The sequence below is a fragment of the Dickeya zeae NCPPB 2538 genome (assembly GCF_000406165.1).
GTDB classification, from domain to species: Bacteria; Pseudomonadota; Gammaproteobacteria; order Enterobacterales; family Enterobacteriaceae; genus Dickeya; species Dickeya zeae.
This window is the reverse complement of the sequence record NZ_CM001977.1, coordinates 2,122,613-2,140,186: the sequence shown is the minus strand read 5'-3', so window position 1 is coordinate 2,140,186 and position 17,574 is coordinate 2,122,613. Positions and strand designations below refer to the sequence as shown.

General features: G+C 52.5%; 16 protein-coding genes. 7 read left to right on the top strand and 9 right to left on the bottom strand.

Features of this window, described 5'->3' with window-relative positions; all coding sequences use genetic code 11:
• Positions 1–7 precede the first annotated feature (7 nt).
• From DZE2538_RS09315 to DZE2538_RS09290, 6 genes are all read right to left on the bottom strand, one after another.
• Positions 8–772: an inositol monophosphatase family protein gene (locus DZE2538_RS09315; RefSeq protein WP_023639663.1), complete on the bottom strand. Its 765-nt coding sequence runs from the start codon at positions 770–772 to the stop codon at positions 8–10.
• A 17-nt stretch (positions 773–789) separates the two neighbouring features.
• Entirely contained in the window at positions 790–1,548 is a 759-nt protein-coding gene (locus DZE2538_RS09310) for a glycerophosphodiester phosphodiesterase family protein (protein ID WP_050568673.1), read from the bottom strand.
• A 148-nt stretch (positions 1,549–1,696) separates the two neighbouring features.
• Positions 1,697–2,824, bottom strand: coding sequence for an extracellular solute-binding protein (locus tag DZE2538_RS09305; RefSeq protein WP_080638975.1), 1,128 nt, complete (start codon positions 2,822–2,824; stop codon positions 1,697–1,699).
• Positions 2,825–2,874: 50 nt separating this feature from the next.
• The gene (locus DZE2538_RS09300) at positions 2,875–3,708 is read right to left on the bottom strand and encodes an ABC transporter permease (RefSeq protein WP_038916181.1); all 834 of its coding nucleotides are present in this window, start codon (positions 3,706–3,708) and stop codon (positions 2,875–2,877) included.
• A gap of 3 nt (positions 3,709–3,711) precedes the next feature.
• On the bottom strand, positions 3,712–4,566 hold the full coding sequence (locus tag DZE2538_RS09295; RefSeq protein ID WP_038916180.1) for an ABC transporter permease: 855 nt from the start codon (positions 4,564–4,566) through the stop codon (positions 3,712–3,714).
• Positions 4,563–5,642, bottom strand: a complete 1,080-nt coding sequence (locus tag DZE2538_RS09290; RefSeq protein WP_038916179.1) for an ABC transporter ATP-binding protein — start codon at positions 5,640–5,642, stop codon at positions 4,563–4,565. The genes DZE2538_RS09295 and DZE2538_RS09290 overlap by 4 nt, the downstream gene beginning before the upstream one ends.
• A gap of 363 nt (positions 5,643–6,005) precedes the next feature.
• On the opposite strand from DZE2538_RS09290, the gene DZE2538_RS09285 reads away from it, so the two are divergent.
• Positions 6,006–7,130: an ROK family transcriptional regulator gene (locus DZE2538_RS09285; protein WP_038916178.1), complete on the top strand. Its 1,125-nt coding sequence runs from the start codon at positions 6,006–6,008 to the stop codon at positions 7,128–7,130.
• Positions 7,131–7,191: 61 nt separating this feature from the next.
• Here DZE2538_RS09285 and DZE2538_RS09280 read toward each other — a convergent pair whose 3' ends face one another.
• Positions 7,192–8,085, bottom strand: a complete 894-nt coding sequence (locus tag DZE2538_RS09280) for a LysR family transcriptional regulator (protein WP_038916177.1) — start codon at positions 8,083–8,085, stop codon at positions 7,192–7,194.
• 141 nt (positions 8,086–8,226) lie between these two features.
• On the opposite strand from DZE2538_RS09280, the gene DZE2538_RS09275 reads away from it, so the two are divergent.
• Positions 8,227–8,733 carry a phenolic acid decarboxylase gene (locus DZE2538_RS09275; RefSeq protein WP_023639655.1) on the top strand — a complete coding sequence of 169 codons (507 nt, stop codon included), beginning with the start codon at positions 8,227–8,229 and terminating at the stop codon, positions 8,731–8,733.
• A gap of 89 nt (positions 8,734–8,822) precedes the next feature.
• On the opposite strand, the gene DZE2538_RS09270 is transcribed toward DZE2538_RS09275, so the two are convergent.
• Together DZE2538_RS09270 and DZE2538_RS09265 are read right to left on the bottom strand one after the other, a co-directional pair.
• Positions 8,823–10,802, bottom strand: coding sequence for a methyl-accepting chemotaxis protein (locus DZE2538_RS09270; RefSeq protein ID WP_038916176.1), 1,980 nt, complete (start codon positions 10,800–10,802; stop codon positions 8,823–8,825).
• A gap of 225 nt (positions 10,803–11,027) precedes the next feature.
• Entirely contained in the window at positions 11,028–11,597 is a 570-nt protein-coding gene (locus DZE2538_RS09265) for a hypothetical protein (protein WP_023639653.1), read from the bottom strand.
• A 374-nt stretch (positions 11,598–11,971) separates the two neighbouring features.
• Between DZE2538_RS09265 and sodC the strand changes: the two genes are divergently transcribed.
• From sodC to uspE, 5 genes are all read left to right on the top strand, one after another.
• Entirely contained in the window at positions 11,972–12,496 is a 525-nt protein-coding gene (gene sodC, locus DZE2538_RS09260; RefSeq protein ID WP_023639652.1) for a superoxide dismutase family protein, read from the top strand.
• A 309-nt stretch (positions 12,497–12,805) separates the two neighbouring features.
• Positions 12,806–14,749 carry a methyl-accepting chemotaxis protein gene (locus DZE2538_RS09255; RefSeq protein WP_019846667.1) on the top strand — a complete coding sequence of 648 codons (1,944 nt, stop codon included), beginning with the start codon at positions 12,806–12,808 and terminating at the stop codon, positions 14,747–14,749.
• 172 nt (positions 14,750–14,921) lie between these two features.
• Positions 14,922–15,461: a methylated-DNA--[protein]-cysteine S-methyltransferase gene (ogt, locus tag DZE2538_RS09250; protein WP_038916175.1), complete on the top strand. Its 540-nt coding sequence runs from the start codon at positions 14,922–14,924 to the stop codon at positions 15,459–15,461.
• A gap of 163 nt (positions 15,462–15,624) precedes the next feature.
• Positions 15,625–16,377, top strand: coding sequence for a fumarate/nitrate reduction transcriptional regulator Fnr (gene fnr, locus DZE2538_RS09245; protein ID WP_016941395.1), 753 nt, complete (start codon positions 15,625–15,627; stop codon positions 16,375–16,377).
• Between the two features lie 134 nt (positions 16,378–16,511).
• A complete protein-coding gene (gene uspE, locus DZE2538_RS09240; RefSeq protein WP_019846665.1) occupies positions 16,512–17,483 on the top strand; it encodes a universal stress protein UspE in 972 nt (323 codons plus the stop codon).
• Positions 17,484–17,574: the final 91 nt, after the last annotated feature.

Below are 17,574 nucleotides of genomic sequence, written 5' to 3'. Positions count from 1 at the left end.
AACTGAGTTATAGGATGAAAAACGGTTCGATTATCTGTTGTACCTCGGGGATAGCCGTTGCCACATGCATGCCCCCGGCCTCGTAGCTTCCCCGATATTTCACTACCAACCCCGCCTCCGAACCAATGACCACCCCGGCGGCGATATCCCAAATGCTGGTGTTTTTTTCCACGTAGCCGTCGGTAAAGCCCAGCGCGGCAAAACTCAGCCCAACAGTGGCACAACGATAGCGCGCCACAGCCCAACCTTCATCGCGCAGATAGCCATCGAGCATCGCCACTTCCGCCGCCGCCCATTTATTACTTTCGCCCAACGCCAGCAAGCGAACTTCGCTAAAGGGAACCTGACGGCGATAAGGCATGCCATTGCGCCAGACCCCGCATCCAATTGCGGCTGACAGCGTCAGGCCCAGCATCGGCAACGCAATGGTGCCGACCACCGCTAATCCGTTTTCGACATACCCGATGGAAATCCCCCACAGCGGCAGCCCACGTAAAAAGTTGGTGGTGCCATCAATTGGGTCGATAGACCAAAAACTATCGCCAACCTCTCCGCCCATTTCCTCGCCTAAAATGGCGTCATCAGGAAAGACATCTTTCAGACGATCACGAATCAACTGCTCTACCTGACGGTCTGCATCCGATACAAAGTCGTTGGCGGATTTCTGCTCCACTACCACGCTGTCACGCCGGGCAAACAACTGCTTCGCCAGTAACGCGGCCTCTTCCATAACCGCGTTGGCGGTCTCAAAGCGTAACTGCAAATCAGACATGACGTCCTCCGGTTATATCACCCCAGCAAATTGGGAATATCAGACAGTACGGTCTGCGCACCCTTATCCAGAAATCGCCGGGCTTGTGCGACATCATTAACAATCGCCACCGCGTATTCAATACCACTGTCGGCCAGAATATGCAGCGCTTCATCATCCAGCAGCTCCGACAAACAGTGCAAAATCTGGCAGTTCGTTTCCTGCAACAGCGCAACGGGGTTTTTAGGCGGTACCACCACGGCGAAGGCACGCGGGACATCCGGCATCAATCGGGCCGCCGCCTGCATTGAGCGAACGGAAAAACTCGACAGAAACAGGCGGTCACGATTAGCAGGCCACATTGACTTCAGTACCGCCAGTGCGACCTCCGCCGTTTCCACATCATCACCGGCGGTGGGCTTGAGTTCGAGTTGCAGCCCCATGTCTAATTCCAGTACACATTCAATCAATTCCTGCAAAGTAGGAATTGTCACGCCAGCGAATGCGTCGCCAAAGTGTGCGCGTGCGTCAAGCTGGCGAATCTCCGCCAGTGTTAACCCGGCGACCAAACCACGGCCGTTGGTGGTGCGATCGACCCGGTCATCGTGAATGATCACCGGTTGACCATCCCGGGTCAGTTTGACATCCACCTCCAGCCAGGTCGCCCCCTGTTGCGCGGCTTTACGCATTGCAATCAGCGTGTTTTCCGGTGCCAGTGAAGATGCGCCACGGTGGGCAATGAGTGAAGACGCTACCACACGGCGGCGGCGTGAGTGCTCGGTTACAACATCAGACATAATGGTTTCCCTGGTGTTTCAATGCATCGGTGTTGAGTAAAAAAATGTGTTGATATCTGGATGACGTCTTATCGTGTCGTTACGCCCAGGCTGATACCGGAAACCATCAGTCAGTTGGGCCCCGGTATTACAGCCAGGCATCGTCATCTCATTTCAGCATCACGTTTTGGATAAACTGTTTTTTAATTTCATCACCCAGCGGTTTAGCCGCCCAGGCGAAGCTGTGCGACCGGTCCAGCGAACCCACCACCGGTACGTCGGTTCCTGCTGGCATCAGCGGTGCCGTACCAAACTGAGAATGAAAGCGCAGTTGGGTATCAGGCAGTGTCAGCCAGTGGATAAACAGCAACGCTGCCGCTTTGTGCTTAGCATTAGCGGGAATACCGACGACATTACCGCCGCCCGGCATACCAAAATCGGGCAGGTAAAATTTGATATCTGGCGACAATTCCCCTTTATGTTGCAGCGACAGCACCAAATCTTCCCAGGAGGCGGCAAGTTTAAACTCACCGGCATTGAGCCGGGTGATGCTATCGGCATTGGAAGCACTGATCACCAAACTACTTTTGTAATGGTTGAACCAGCGCCAGGACGGGGCGAGCTGCTGCACTATCTCCGTTGTAACGCGCCCGTCGCGATAGTTCACATCTGGCACCAGCGTGCGGGTGACAGACTCGATAAATGCCGGTCCGGAACCGCCATTCTCTACGTTAAAAGCGAACTCGCCGGGGTTTTTCGCCAGAAACTGTTCAAGTTGGGGCAACGAATGCGGCAGGTCGGCCTCCTTGATACGGGCCGAGTTGTAAGCGATGACTGTCTGATTCCCCCAGAACGCCACGGCATAGCCTTTCGTATCAACCCCTTCTATCTGATAGGTTAGCTTGTCGCCACCGGGCAACCGTGAGGTCAACGGCCCCCAGAACAGTTTCGGCCCATTGAACAACCCAAACTGACTGCCACCCACCGATATCACATCGATGTCACCCTGGTCGCGGTTCTGTTCCGCCAACAGCTTATTGATACTGCCCGCCGCCTCACCGTCTGGAATGGTGACCCGAATACCGTACTGTTTCTCAAACGCTTTCACTTCGTCGCGCAATCGGTCCTGGTAATACCAGTTAAACCAGGTAAGTTGCCCTTCCTGACGCGCTTGTGCCTCCACGTCCTGCCAGGACATCGTTTTTAAATCTGCGGCCTGAGCCCCACACAGTGGCAACAACAACACCGGCAATGCCACCAGCTTGCGTAAGGTCGACGGCGTAAATCGAGTAAACATGCAAGATTCCCCTGATGATTTCCCTGATAAGTAGTGAGACCGCATCATCGCTATCCTTTATTGACGAACGCTGACGTCGGCACATTTTTAAGACAGCGCTCCATCAGCAGCATCAGCACCACGTTGGGCACCACCAGAATCAGTGACACCACCGCGGCATTAGGCCGGATGAAGTTATAACCAAGGTATGAATACAAAATGGTAGGTACGGTGATGAAATCCGGTGCCCCCACGATGTAGGAAACGGAAAACTCTTCGATAGAGAGGATGAACACCATAATCATCGACGCAATCACCCCAGATTGCAGCGACGGCCAGTAAGCCACCCGGAAGATCTCCCCCCTGCTGGCACCCAGATTGCGTGCCGCATCGACCAAATCCTGTCGCACCTGACTGAAGGAGACACTCAGAATGCGAATGGCGTATGGCAGAAATAACACGGTGTGCCCAAGAAAAATCCCCATGAACCGCGAATAAACACCTAACCGCATCAGTAATGAAGATAAGAACACCGCGATAACGAACCCCGGCAACACAATCGGCAACAGCGTCACTGCCTGCGCCACCCCTTTTGCCGGGAATGACAACCGCCCAAACGCATAAGCCGTCGGCATCGCCAGCAGCAGACACGTTACGGTAACGCAAGGGGCCAGCAGGTAACTGTGCAGCAGCGCATCAGGTAAGGACGTGGTATTCCACAACTCACCCCAGCGTAACAGCGACAAGACTGGCGGAAAGACATCCGGGTAAGACCAGGGATGGGCAGGATCCACCAAGGACCACAGTATCGCCATGGCAAATGGCAGAACCAGCCAGACAAGCCCCAAGAGCAAAAGCAACGTGACCAGCAGACGATTGAGTCGGTTAACGGCTGTTTGTTGCATCGGTTATCTCCTTATGCCGCGCACGACGACACCTGTCGCCATCGCCAACAATCCAGCCCCCAGCAGCGACAACAGCATCAGCATCACTGCCACGACCGCCGCCTGGTTCCAGCCATCGCTTCCCGACTGTTGTACCCGCAACATCAGTTGTGACATGGAGTTCAGGTTGACCGGCCCGGCGACCGACTGAAAGGAAAAGTCACCGGCAGCACCGATGAAGATCAGCATCATGGCCGTCTGCAATGCCCGTAACGTTAACGGCAGCACAATCCGCCAAAAGCGAACCCAGACACCGGCCCCCAGATTACGGGCGGCCTCCAGCACTGTTTCGCCGATGGCCTGCACAGAACCACTTATCAGCAACAACGCAAACGGCATCTGTTTCCAGATTTGAAGCAGGATCACGCCAATACCGTTGGCATCATTCTGCATACGCATAGGCCGCTCCGTTATCCCCAGCCGTAACATCGCGACGTTGAGAAACCCCTGATAGGAGATAAAGTTGACGAACAGAAACGCTGCCGTCAGCCCCGGCACCAGCAACGGCGCTTTAAGTACCGCACGTAAGGTGATGGCACCCGGGAAAGGTTTACGCAGCCAGATTGCCAATGGGTAAGCCAGCGCAACGGACAACACGGCACTAAACAAGGCGATGCGGGCTGAATAGAAAAAAGAGCGCCAGAGTTGCTCGTCTGCCAGCATGACTTGCCAGAAACGCAGCGAAAACGCACTGTCACCGGCGAAATTGAAAAAACCCAGCGACTGGGAGAACGCCATCCCCAGTACCGCCCCCATCGCCAGCACAATAACCCCCACGCCAGGCAACAGTAACAGGTAAGCCATGAATGACGATTTCATGTCACCTCCTCGCGCAAAAAACGTAACGCGTCAGGTGGTAGCGAAAAGGTGTAAGTTTCCCCTTCCAGTAACGGCTGGTATCCCAACAGTTGGATACGATAGCTGGTCATGTCGGAGTCTGGCGGGCTTCCCTCGATGTCGGTCAGGTTGCCGAGGAAAGTATGGCGTTTCACCCGCAGAGAAAAAATATTCTGCCCTGTCGCCGATATGGACAGCAGGCTGGCATTTTCAGGACGCCAGCACAGGTAAAGTCGATCCCGAATCGGCGGTTCGTCGGATGCCACGACCAACTCACCCAGCGGCGTCGCCACCCGATAATGTCCGCAGAGTTCATCCCGCGACATGACAGTACCAACCATAATATTGGCGGTACCAATAAAATCTGCGACAAAGCGGTTAACCGGCCGCTGGTAAATATCCTGGGGAGTACCGGCCTGGATGATACTGCCGCCGTGCATCACCATCACCTTGTCAGACATGGCTAACGCTTCAGCCTGATCATGCGTGACATACACAGCGGTAAAGCCCTGTTTGCGTTGTAACGTGCGAATCTGCAACCGCAGTTGCTCGCGCAGTCGGGCATCCAGGTTGGATAAGGGTTCATCAAACAGCATCACGTCCGGTCGCACGGCCATGGAGCGCGCCAGCGCCACGCGCTGTTGCTGTCCACCTGAGAGCTGAGCAGGCAATTTATCCAGATGTCCGGCCATCGCCACCGTCAACGCCGTTTCCACGACCCGGTGGCTTAGCGCCTCTCCCGACACCCGGCGTTGCTGTAATCCAAAGGCAATGTTTTCTGATACGGTCAGGTGGGGAAACAAGGCGTAAGATTGAAAGCACATCGCGGTGTTGCGTTTCTCTGGCTCAAGACCATTCATCTCCCGGCCACCAATACGAATGGCCCCGCCATCCAGTGGCACAAAGCCAGCAATAGCCCGCAAGAGCGTGGTTTTGCCGCATCCAGACGGCCCCAGCAGGGTAACAAATTCACCTTCGTTAGCCTCGAATGATACCCCCTTGAGTACAGGCGTATCACCGTAAGCCACACTGGCGCGCTCCACTTCCAGTCGACTCATCACACGCTCCCCGTCGTTCGTCAGGCACCTGTTTAATCAGGTGAAAACGCTGCCAATTGAATTTATAATGCAGTATGCATAATAATAATGACAAATACGTTTCAAATGCGTCACAGAAAATAGACAACACAACCAAATGATATATAAGAAAATATATTTAAATTAACTGTAATATCTCAAAAAATCGTATCAGCCATAGAGTTGTATCTGATATCAGAGATAATTATTATTCTTTATGTTTAATAATTAACAGTACCGGTATTTACGGCATGCCTTCCGGCATCAGCCATGAGCTAACTGCACGACGGGGCGTGATAAAAGGATCATAAACACCATGAAGACACACGCGGAGGCCCGTGCCTGATGTGGCCAATACTTCACGACAATGCAAGTGTTACCGTGAATGAACGTCTGGTTCTGGATATCGTTCGTCGTAACCGGCACATCATGCGTTCTGCGGTGTCACCGCAGACCAACCTGACCCAACCCTCGGTACACCGCATCATCGATAACCTGCTGGAGCGTGGGCTATTACAGTTAGGTGAAAGCATCGTACATGGCCGCGGGAAACCCAGCCCGGCGCTGGAACTGGCGCCGTCGGCGCGGTATAGCATCGGTATTTCGGTCAATACCGACGCGCTGACGTTTTGTCTGTGCAACTTCGGTTGCCAGGTGGTCTATGAAGAAACCCTCGATATTCCGCTGGATGACCGTACGCGCGCATTGTTTATGTTGAAAGAGCAGGTGCGTAAGGCACTGCAGCGGTGCGCGATCCCCACGTCAGCCGTGGTGGGCATAGGGTTCGCTATGGCAGGCTATCTGGTGGAAGAAAAACGGTTGTTTAACGCACCGGAACCGCTTCGCGACTGGTCACTGGTGGATCTCAAAAGTGAGCTGGAAACCCTGTTTGATCTGGAAGTCTGGACTGAGAATAACGCCACCACCGGTGCGATTGGCGAATCTGTGCTGGGCGCGGGGCTACAGTACCCGACCTTCGGTTACCTGTCATTCAACTATGGCTTTGGCGCGGGGCTCATCCTCAATGGCCAATCCTTTGCCGGTTCTTTCGGCAACGCCGGAGAAATCAGCCGTATTTATACCAAACAGGAGTTTTCCTCCCGCCCCGCGCTGGGCGAATTGCTTAAGCGGCTTAATACACAAGGGATCGATATTCAGCGGGTCAGTGCCCTGCGTAAACAGTTCAACCCACAGTGGCCAGGTGTGTCAGACTGGGTTGAAGAAGTCAGGCCCAGCCTGAACCGTGCCATTGATGCGCTGCGGGCGGTGGTCGACCCGGCGGCGATTGTCTTTGGCGGCGAGTTACCAACAGCATTGGGAGAGATGTTACTGAACGTGCCCCCCACCCAACAGCCGCCACGCTATGGACACGCAGCCCGTTATCCCCGGCTATTGTTAAGCCAGATCCAGCATGACCCGGCGGTGATTGGCGCTGCACTCATGCCGCTCAAAGCTCGCTATTTTGCCTGAGTAAGCGGTTGTACAAGGCGCGTTATCACAACATTGCCACAATATTAGTGACAACGTCACTTTACGCAATAGCATCGGTGGCCTCCGTCAACAGAGCCACCAGCGTCGCAACCTCCGTGTCGTAAGGCTGTTTGTCTTCTTCCACTACCAGATAGAGCGGCGTAAAACGCCGCCCGCCTTGTGGCAAAGGCAGCAATTTCAGTATGCCGGACGCCAGACCATCGGCCACACGCGCTTGCGGCATCCAGCCATAACCCACACCGTGCATCACCGCTTCGATGGCTGCTTCCACCGTGGTAAATGTCCAGTTTTCCGTGCTGGCGGGTTTATGCAGGCTCTCTTTCTGCTGTTGTCTGTCAATAATTTCAATCAATGGATAGGCGCTAAGATCCGCAAATGACAACGGCTGCGTCTGCTGATGCAATGGATGGTCTGCCCGCGCGACAGCAACGAATGCCATGTCCATCAATAATCGTCCTCGGTTAATCCCCTCCCACGGCTGGGAAATCAGCCAGATATCGGCCTGATAGTCGGCAAGTTGCGCCCGACTCTCGCTGCGTAGCACCTCCATCAAATGAACTTGAGTGTGCGGATGACGCGACTGGAAAGTACGCAGCGCCGCAAACAAAGTCGGTTTGGGGAAAATGCTATCTACCACCAGATCAATTCTGGCCCGTCCGCCACGCCGAAGCATGTCTGCCCGCAACTCCAGCGTGTGAAAGGCATTAAGCAGCGGAATAGCCTGCGTCAGCAGTTGCTGCCCCTGCGCAGTTAACACCGTCCGACGCCCGGATGGCACCAACAACGAGACCCCCAGCCGTTCCTGCATCAATGATAATTGGTAGCTCACCGAAGACTGGCTACGGTTAAGCGCTTGCGCGGCCTGAGCAAACCCACCCAGCTCCACCACTGCCCGCAACAGCGCCCATTGCTCCAGTGTCGTTTTCGTCAGCATCTGCGTCATTCCATCTGTTGGTCTACCGGCATAAGTCAGCCAATCAATCTAATTATTGAATTAATTAACACTAAAAACAGCGTTATTCATCAATTTATTCAGGCCTTATACTCTGTTTCAGCCAACAATAAGGAAAACAGTATGAGTACTTTCGACAAACACGATCTCAGCGGTTTTGTAGGAAAACACCTGGTTTATACCTACGATAACGGCTGGAATTACGAGATATACGTGAAAAATGGTCACACATTAGACTACCGCATTCATAGCGGTATCGTGGCCAATCGTTGGGTAAAAGATCAGGAGTCGTTCATTGTCCGTGTCGCCAGCGATGTTTACAAAATTTCCTGGACAGAGCCGACCGGCACCGACGTGAGCCTGATAGTCAATCTGGGCGATCGCATTTTTCACGGCACCATTTTCTTCCCACGTTGGGTCATCAATAACCCGGAAAAAACCGTCTGCTTCCAGAATGAGCACATTCCGTTGATGGAATCTTACCGTGCGGCAGGCCCAGCCTACCCGACAGAAGTGATTGACGAATTCGCCACCATCACGTTTGTGCGTGACTGTGGTGAAAACAACAATAGCGTTATTGATTGCCCGGCCAGCGACTTGCCGGACAACTTTCCGCAGAATCTGCGCTGATTCCGCTATATCGACCAGATAACGATGCCATAAAAAACAGCAGGCCGAATGGCCTGCTGTTTTTGTCTGCCATGCCGATGGTAGTCGGCTTAAAACGTTGTCCAGTTATCCGCCGAAGTATCGGCTATAGCGCTATTACCCGGTGTGGTATTGCTACCCGGTAATGCCGCTTGTCGATTTGCGATCTCTGGCCGACGCAGACGGCTGGTCAACATCGCTGTGTTGCCTGATGTCTGAGGCTCATCCTGCGCTGACAGACGGAAGACCGACACCAGTTGCGAGAGCCTGGCGGCTTCATCTTCCAGAGAATTTGCTGCCGCAGAGGATTCATGCACCATCGCGGCGTTCTGCTGAATAGTCGAATCCATTTCGGATACCGCGCCACCAATCTGCGCAATACCACGACTCTGTTCATCCGACGCAGAGGCAATTTCCCCCATAATGTCGTGTACCCGTTTAACGGACGCCACAATATCATCCATCGCGCTCCCGGCATCGGATACCAGTACCGTCCCGGTATTAACCCGGCTCACTGATTCTGAAATCAGCCCTTCGATCTCTTTGGCCGCCTGTGAACTACGCTGCGCCAGATTGCGGACTTCACCGGCTACGACGGCGAACCCACGCCCTTGCTCACCGGCACGTGCGGCTTCCACGGCAGCGTTGAGCGCCAGAATATTGGTCTGGAACGCAATACTGTTAATGACGCTGGTGATATCGGAAATCTTTTTCGAGCTACCGGAAATCTCGCCCATCGTCTGGACGACCCGGTGAATAATATCACCACCACGATTCGCGTTATCCGTGGCCTGTTCGGAAATCTGGCTGGCATGACGCGCATTATCCGCATTGTTTTTCACGGTGGCGGTCAACTGTTCCATACTGGCTGCGGTCTCGACAATCGCGGACGACTGCTGTTCAGTGCGTGAGGACAGGTCATGGTTGCCCGCCGCAATCTCTGAAGAGGCTTTGGCCACGCTATACACACTATGTCGGATATCGGCTATCAACTGACGCAGTTTTTCCGTCATCGACATCATTGCCAGCGTCAATTGTCCCAGTTCATCATGCCGTTCCACGGTCACACTGGCGGACAAATCGCCACTGGCTATCTTCTCCGCCAGGTTCAGATTGGCGATCACCGGCCGGGTAATCTGGCGCGTAACCGACAAGGCGATCAACAGCCCCAGAATAACGGCGGTGATGCCGCAAATAACCGTCTGGAAGACAGAGTTATTAATAATATCGTTGTTGCGAGCACCGATTTTTTTGAGAACACCATCGATATCGCTAATCAATTTATCCCCGGTCGCCCGGAGTGCGGAATCAGACGCCTTCAGTTGATTCACTTTGTCGTTATATTTCACCCCACTCTGGTTGTAGCGCTCAATACGATCGCCAAGCTCGCTGATGCTATTTTTTACCTCAGCCGGGAGTCCGCCATTCAGGCTATCGAAAGATTTTTTCGCCTGATCATAAGCACCTTGCACCGCCTTAAACGCTGCGTCACTGTTCTCTTTTTGCAACAAATGGACCTTATCCACCAATTGCCCATAGAGGACAGACGTTTGATGATATTGGCGTAATAGATTGATGTCATTTGACAGGGTATACAGCGCATCACCGGGGGCGGCTTGTTGGTCAAGTGCCGAGATGCCTTTGGTCACTTCATTCATACCCTCGACACTGCTTTTGATGCGGTCGATATTTTGGGTGTAATCAGCGAAGTCCTGTTCCACATTTTTGAAATCGCCCTGATACGTCTCATCCCATTTCAGCGCCTTCGCTTTATCATTTAATTGGCGAGCCTGCTGCAGGTATTTATTCAGGTTAGTCAGGTTGTCATCATTGAGGGTATAGGTGAATTTAATGCGGGCGATTCGAGTCAGATCGATGAAATTGCCCATTTCATTCATGATTGAACTCTTAATATATAAATCACGAATCGTGAAAAAACGCACTGAGCTAAACGTTGATGCCAGAATAACCAGCAACAATACAATGCCAAATCCGCCATAAAGCTTGTGAGAAACCTTGAGATTTCTCACATAACGCCCAAACACACTCATCCTTGCCTCTCCGACTTAAGTGGAATACGCCCTGATTAAAAGCGCACAGATATTTTACTTATCGGAAATATTTGATTTTATTTTAGCGATTTAATGTGATTTAAATCACATATTATAGCAAACTTCGCGCTTAATTAATCACTGATGATTTTTTATCATCACACGCAACCTATAAAAAAGCCCTACCGACCGGCAGGGCTGAGCCATCAGGCGATCACAATCACGCTATTTAGCCGCCAGCAGACTTTTTCCGATGGACAACACCACCGCGGCCTGGCGCTGCTGTGCCGGTTCAAACGCTTTATTGTCCACCAGTGTGACCGGCTGGATCTCCACCACCCGACCTTTCACCACGGCGGAACATAAAGAATGCACAACCTGATCATTCAGAATGGTCAGCAGACACCGGAATTTTGGTGTGCCATCGGCAACCAGATCCTTTTTCTCCGGGCGAATTCGCTGGCGCAGCATCTCTTTCTCGGAACTGGCAACCGCAGCATCCAGTTCAGTTTCACTGGTCGCTTCCTGCCCACTGATTGATGGCGGAATATAAATGGTGACCAGCGTCTTACGTTTCGTTGCGGTATCTACATACTCGGCCTGCACGGAATGCTCTTTGGCATCCACTTCCACACCGCGGCGTTTTAAGCCATCAACCACCTCCGGTAACGCATTAGCCAGTTGTTGCGAGGTATAGCCGGCAATCAAATCCGGATTTTTGTTATCGGCCAAACCGCAGAGCGGCATTGCCAGCAACAGGCCACACAGCCCTTTCGTTACCACACCCTTACTCATTTTTTTCGTCTCCTTCATGCCTGATTTTTTCATCATATTTTCCATCCCCTGATTACACTATATATCGAATTGTTGTTTTATCAGTGTGATAGACCCAATTTTTGTCCTGTGTCGACGATTACACCGTCTGGCGATGCTCAAAATGCGGGTGTGTCTGGCCCTTCCAGCATTGATTGCCGTCGACAATACGTGACAACGTCACTAAAGACTGGCGCGCTATACCGTGCCGACTATATTTGGCTTGAGGGAATCCATTTTCCTGGGTACCCGTTGATGAGGTAAACGGGCGTTTTATGCCCTCGGCACGACCGATGATGTTGCCGCGTAATAATCAGGGCTGCGGCAGTACACGACAATGGAAACAAGGGAGCATCATGAAACTCAACGCACTGATTCTGTCTGGCCTGTTCATCAGCGCCATCGCCCATGCGGCCAGTACGACCGTCACACTGAAAGAGGCGCTACCTACTGGCGATGGCGATACGCTAGGTAATATCACTATCACTGAAACAGAGTATGGCCTGTTGTTTAGCCCCAACCTGAAAGGGTTGCAACCGGGCATTCATGGCTTCCATGTCCATGCTAATGCCAGTTGTGCGCCAGGTACGCAAAATGGCAATACCGTACCGGCACTGGCAGCGGGTGGGCATCTGGATCCACAAAAAACCGGTCGGCATCTTGGCCCTTACAATGATAAAGGCCATCTGGGCGATCTGCCTGGTCTGGTCGTCAATGCTGATGGCAGCGCCACGTACGAAGTACTGGCACCACGGTTGAAATCGCTATCGGAAGTGAAAGACCACGCCTTGATGGTTCATACCGGTGGTGACAACTACGCCGATACACCGAAGGAACTCGGCGGCGGCGGAATGCGCATTGCCTGCGGCGTTATCCAGTAACGGACTCCGGCCGATACGACAGCGCACTGTATCGGCCATCCTCTGGCAGCAATCCGTACAATACCCCCCATTCACCTCGAAAATACATTAGTAAATCTAAGTAATTTCATTTTTCACAAAATAATTTTCTTATCATTCTCTAACTCGTTCATCTACCACTATCATCAATGTGATCCCGCACACGGAATTAGATTTCTTGCCTATTCGAGTAATGGCAGGTGATCCCGATCACCCTACACTCTATTGGCATCTCGTAGGATAAAATCAGGCTTCCCATTAAATTAATTAAATATAGGGAGTGGAAACATTATGTCATCTTTCCTGAGCCATATCGCAATCCCGGGCTTAACAAGGAACCGCCCAGCACGTGGCACCTATCGGTGTGACGCCTTACCCAACTCATTGTCTGCTCTCGGGCTCCCCTCCAAGCCGGGATTGTTGTTGGCATTCGTCCCCCCTGAAGCCAACTTCTCCGAGGTCAATCGCGCCTGGCAACGATTTTCAGCCCCTAATCGCACCGTGATCACCCTCTCCTCCACCGGCACGTTATGCAGTCAGCGTAATCGCTCTGCTTATTGCGAGATGAATAGCCCGCAAGGCAGTTGGTTATGGATGCCTCAATCGCTGATCGCCAAACATGAGGTGCATCTGGTCGATCTGCACATGCATGACAAACCCAGCGCTCGCGTCAGAATCGACGCCATTAAGCGAGAACTGGAGCGCCTGAACGTCAGTATGCCGCTCTCTCCGGATAACACCTTTGCGCTGATTTATTGTGATGGTCTGGCGGCATCGGAAGGCTTTTTGATGCAGGCCTGGTACGCCTGCCGCCGTTTCCCCTGCCTGACCATCGGCGGTGCGGCAGGTGGACGGCTCGATTTCAGCGGTACCTACATTGGTGCGGATAACGCGGTGCTACAAGGAAAGGCGGTAATCGTGTTCTGTCAGATGGCGCCCGGCAAATCATTCGCGCCATTCAAAAGCCAGAACTTTGAACCGACAAAACAGAGCTGGCTGGTGGCAGAAGCTGACCCTGTCGCCCGTACGGTAAAATCTGTTTTCGATGCCCACGGCCATGAGCAGCCAATTATTGACGCGATCGCTGCCTGTTTACGCTGTCCGCCAGGTCAAATCAGCCAGCATCTGACAGGAAAAACCTTCGCGGTTAAGGTCAATGACGAGTACTTCGTTCGTTCCGTCGCCGCCATTAAAGAAGACCATATTGCCTTTTTCTGTGACCTGGAATTTGGTGACCGACTGCATCTTATGCAATCAACCGATTTTATCGCCACCACCGAACGGGACTGGCAACAGTTTGTGTCACAACATGGCAAACCAGAGCTGTTACTGCTCAATGACTGTGTACTGCGCCGGGTTGGCAACACCAGTCTGGAGCAGGCTCAATTTTTTGATCAGGTCCCCGCCGCCGGGTTTTCCAGCTTTGGTGAAATTCTGGGGGTACCCATCAACCAGACGCTATCCGCACTGGCATTTTTTGACCGTGACGTGAAAGCCATGAACCATTTCCCTGTCGAATACGCCGCCTACGCCGGTCATTATGCCCAACGCGCCCTGCGGCGTTGGGAAGCCCTGCATGACATTCAGTCAGCCGTAGTCAAACAGGTGGTTGATTATGAACAGGCGTTGGCACCGCTGTTGATAGCCATGCCCCAACTGGAACAGGCAACGCTACGCCAGAGCGATACACTGGATGTGGCTCAAAGCAGCATCCGTGCAATTAGCGACTCTGCCTCAAAAACACAAGAGGCACAGGTCCGGCTGGAAACCGGCCTTAACGACCTGGAACGTATTTCAACCAGCATCAGTCATATCACCAGCGGTATCAATGCGATTGCGGATAAAACCAACTTGCTGGCACTGAATGCCGCCGTAGAGGCCGCCCGCGCGGGTGAGGCAGGCCGGGGATTCGCCGTGGTTGCTGACGAAGTCCGCAAACTGGCCAGTTCCTCTAAAGAGCAGGTTGACGCGACCACCCACAGCATTAATGAAGCGGTTCAAACCATCGCGCATATCCGCTCCATTGCTCAGCAAACCGTCACGACCACTGCGCAAATGGCGGATAAGAGTATTTCGGCAGCCAACCAAATCGCCACCATGAGTGCCGAAACCGATAAGGACCGGGCCAACATGACGGCGAATCTGGGTAATCTGAAAGATCTCGCCAAAGGGATGGACGCCATGCAAGACGCCGTTAACCAGTTGACGACGCTTCAAAAACTGGCCTCATCCTGAGTCTGCAATTCCCTGGAGGTGCTGGCCGTGTACCCGGCTATCACCTCCAGCCCTTTCTCAAAATCATGCAGTTTTTATGTGACAGATGTTGCTATTAAAGCGACAATGCGCCCACGCTTAAATCTGGTTACCACGTCACTGTTATTGGCTGACGTTACATAACACGATATCCATGCAGACATTTTTATTTGATACGCTCCCCACGCCCATTGGGGAATTATTATTGATTGCTGATGAAAATTATCACCTTAGAGCGGTGGAATGGCGTGAATATGAAGAAAATTTATATCAATCGCTGAATAAGCGTTACCGCCATGACCCGTTCGTGTTAAAAACCTGTAATAACCCCGGTCAATTGACCGATGCGTTATCTGCCTATTTCGCAGGCGACCTGAAGATTATTGAGACCTTGCCAGTCGCGGCTGCAGGCACTGACTTCCAACATCAGGTCTGGCAGGCGCTTCGTACCATACCTTGTGGCACGACAACCACTTACGGTGAACTGGCTGTCAGACTCGGGCAACCAGGTGCCGCCCGCGCCGTTGGACTGGCCAATGGTTCCAATCCCATCAGTATTGTCGTCCCCTGCCATCGTGTTATTGGTGCGCGAGGTACGCTCACCGGTTACGCCGGCGGCATTCATCGTAAACAATGGTTATTAACCCACGAAGGGTATTTACCACAGCAAGATTTATTCAATAGCAGACGCTAAGTTAGTGAAAATCCGCGAGTGGTGAGGCGAAGAATCCAAATATCGTGCCAAAAATATTAATAAGCTCACTATTTACTTGTCAGTTCCAGAGATAGCAGATCTTATCAGACCCAATAAAAGCTGTTAAAATTGACCAATATCAATTATCGCCTGAGTAAAGTCTATGATTCCTGAAAAGCGAATAATCCGACGCATTCAGTCTGGCGGCTGCGCAATCCACTGTCAGGATTGCAGCATCAGCCAGCTGTGTATTCCTTTCACACTGAACGAGCATGAACTCGACCAACTCGACAACATTATCGAAAGGAAAAAACCCATCCAGAAAGGGCAAGCGTTGTTCAAGGCCGGTGATGAACTGAAATCACTGTATGCTATCCGCTCAGGCACCATCAAAAGCTACACCATCACCGAACAAGGCGATGAACAAATCACCGGTTTCCATCTGGCAGGCGATCTGGTTGGGTTTGACGCTATCGGTGGCGCTCAGCACCCCAGTTTCGCTCAGGCCCTGGAAACGTCCATGGTGTGTGAAATCCCATTTGAAACGCTGGACGACTTATCCGGTAAAATGCCCAACTTGCGTCAGCAAATGATGCGGCTGATGAGCGGCGAAATTCGTGGCGATCAGGACATGATCCTGCTATTGTCGAAAAAGAACGCCGAAGAACGCCTGGCCGCCTTTATCTACAACCTTTCCCGTCGTTTTGCCCAGCGTGGTTTTTCACCTCGTGAATTCCGGCTGACCATGACTCGCGGTGATATCGGCAACTATCTGGGTCTGACGGTAGAAACTATCAGTCGCCTGCTCGGTCGCTTCCAGAAAAGCGGTATGCTGGCCGTGAAAGGTAAGTACATCACTATCGAGAATAATGAGCTGCTGGCCGAACTGGCGGGCTCATCACGTACTAAAGCTTAACACCCCCTGTACAGCGCCGGATCAATGATTGCTCTGAATTGTTGATCCGGTCGCGCTCATCGTATTGTTCAAAGCGATTTCCTTGCGTTACTCTTAACGGGCAGGCTGCAGAGTGACAGCCAACAGGAGGAGCTATGGCGAAGTATCAGAATTTACTGGTAGCTATTGACCCCAATCAGGATGACCAGCCCGCGCTGAGACGGGCCGTTTATCTGGTCCAGCGGCTTGGTGGTCGTATTAAGGCGTTTTTGCCTATCTACGACTTTTCCTACGAAATGACTACCCTGCTTTCTCCGGATGAACGAACCGAGATGAGACAAGGGGTTATCGCCCAACGAACCGAATGGATTGCGGAACAGTGTAAATACTACCTTGATGCGGGGATCCCCATTGATATCAAGGTCGTCTGGCATAACAAACCTTATGAAGCCATTATTCAGGAGGTGATTGCCGGTAAGCACGATTTATTGCTCAAAATGGCTCACCAGCACGACAGGCTGGAGGCGGTGATTTTCACCCCGACCGACTGGCAGTTACTGCGTAAATGTCCTTGCCCGGTCTGGATGGTGAAAGACCAGCCCTGGCCGGAAGACAGCCGCGCCCTGGTGGCAGTCAATCTGGCGAGTGAAGACCCCTATCACGACCCGCTTAATATAAAACTGGTATCCGAAGCGCTGGATTTAGCTCGTCAGGTTAACCAAACCGAAGTCCACCTGGTCGGCGCTTATCCGGTCACCCCCATCAATATCGCCATTGAACTGCCGGATTTCGACCCCGGCGTCTATAACGGAGCTATCCGCGGCCAACACCTGCTGGCGATGAAGTCTCTGCGACAGAAGTTCAATTTGGATGAACGCGTCACCCATGTGGAAAAAGGTTTGCCGGAAGAGGTCATTCCCGACCTGGCGGAACATCTGCAGGCTGGGGTAGTGGTGTTGGGATCGCTTGGGCGCACCGGCCTGTCTGCTGCGTTTATCGGCAACACGGTAGAACACGTGATCGATCACCTAAAATGCGATTTGCTGGCCATTAAACCGGACGACTTTGTTTCGCCGGTCACATTGCAGGGTGAAAATGACGCGGGTAGTCAGGAGAAAACCAACTGACCGCTACGCTTATCACGCTCAGTCACTACTCTCAATAACAACAGGGGCCATCGGCCCCTGTTGTTTTACGGATGTTTCATCGAATTGATGC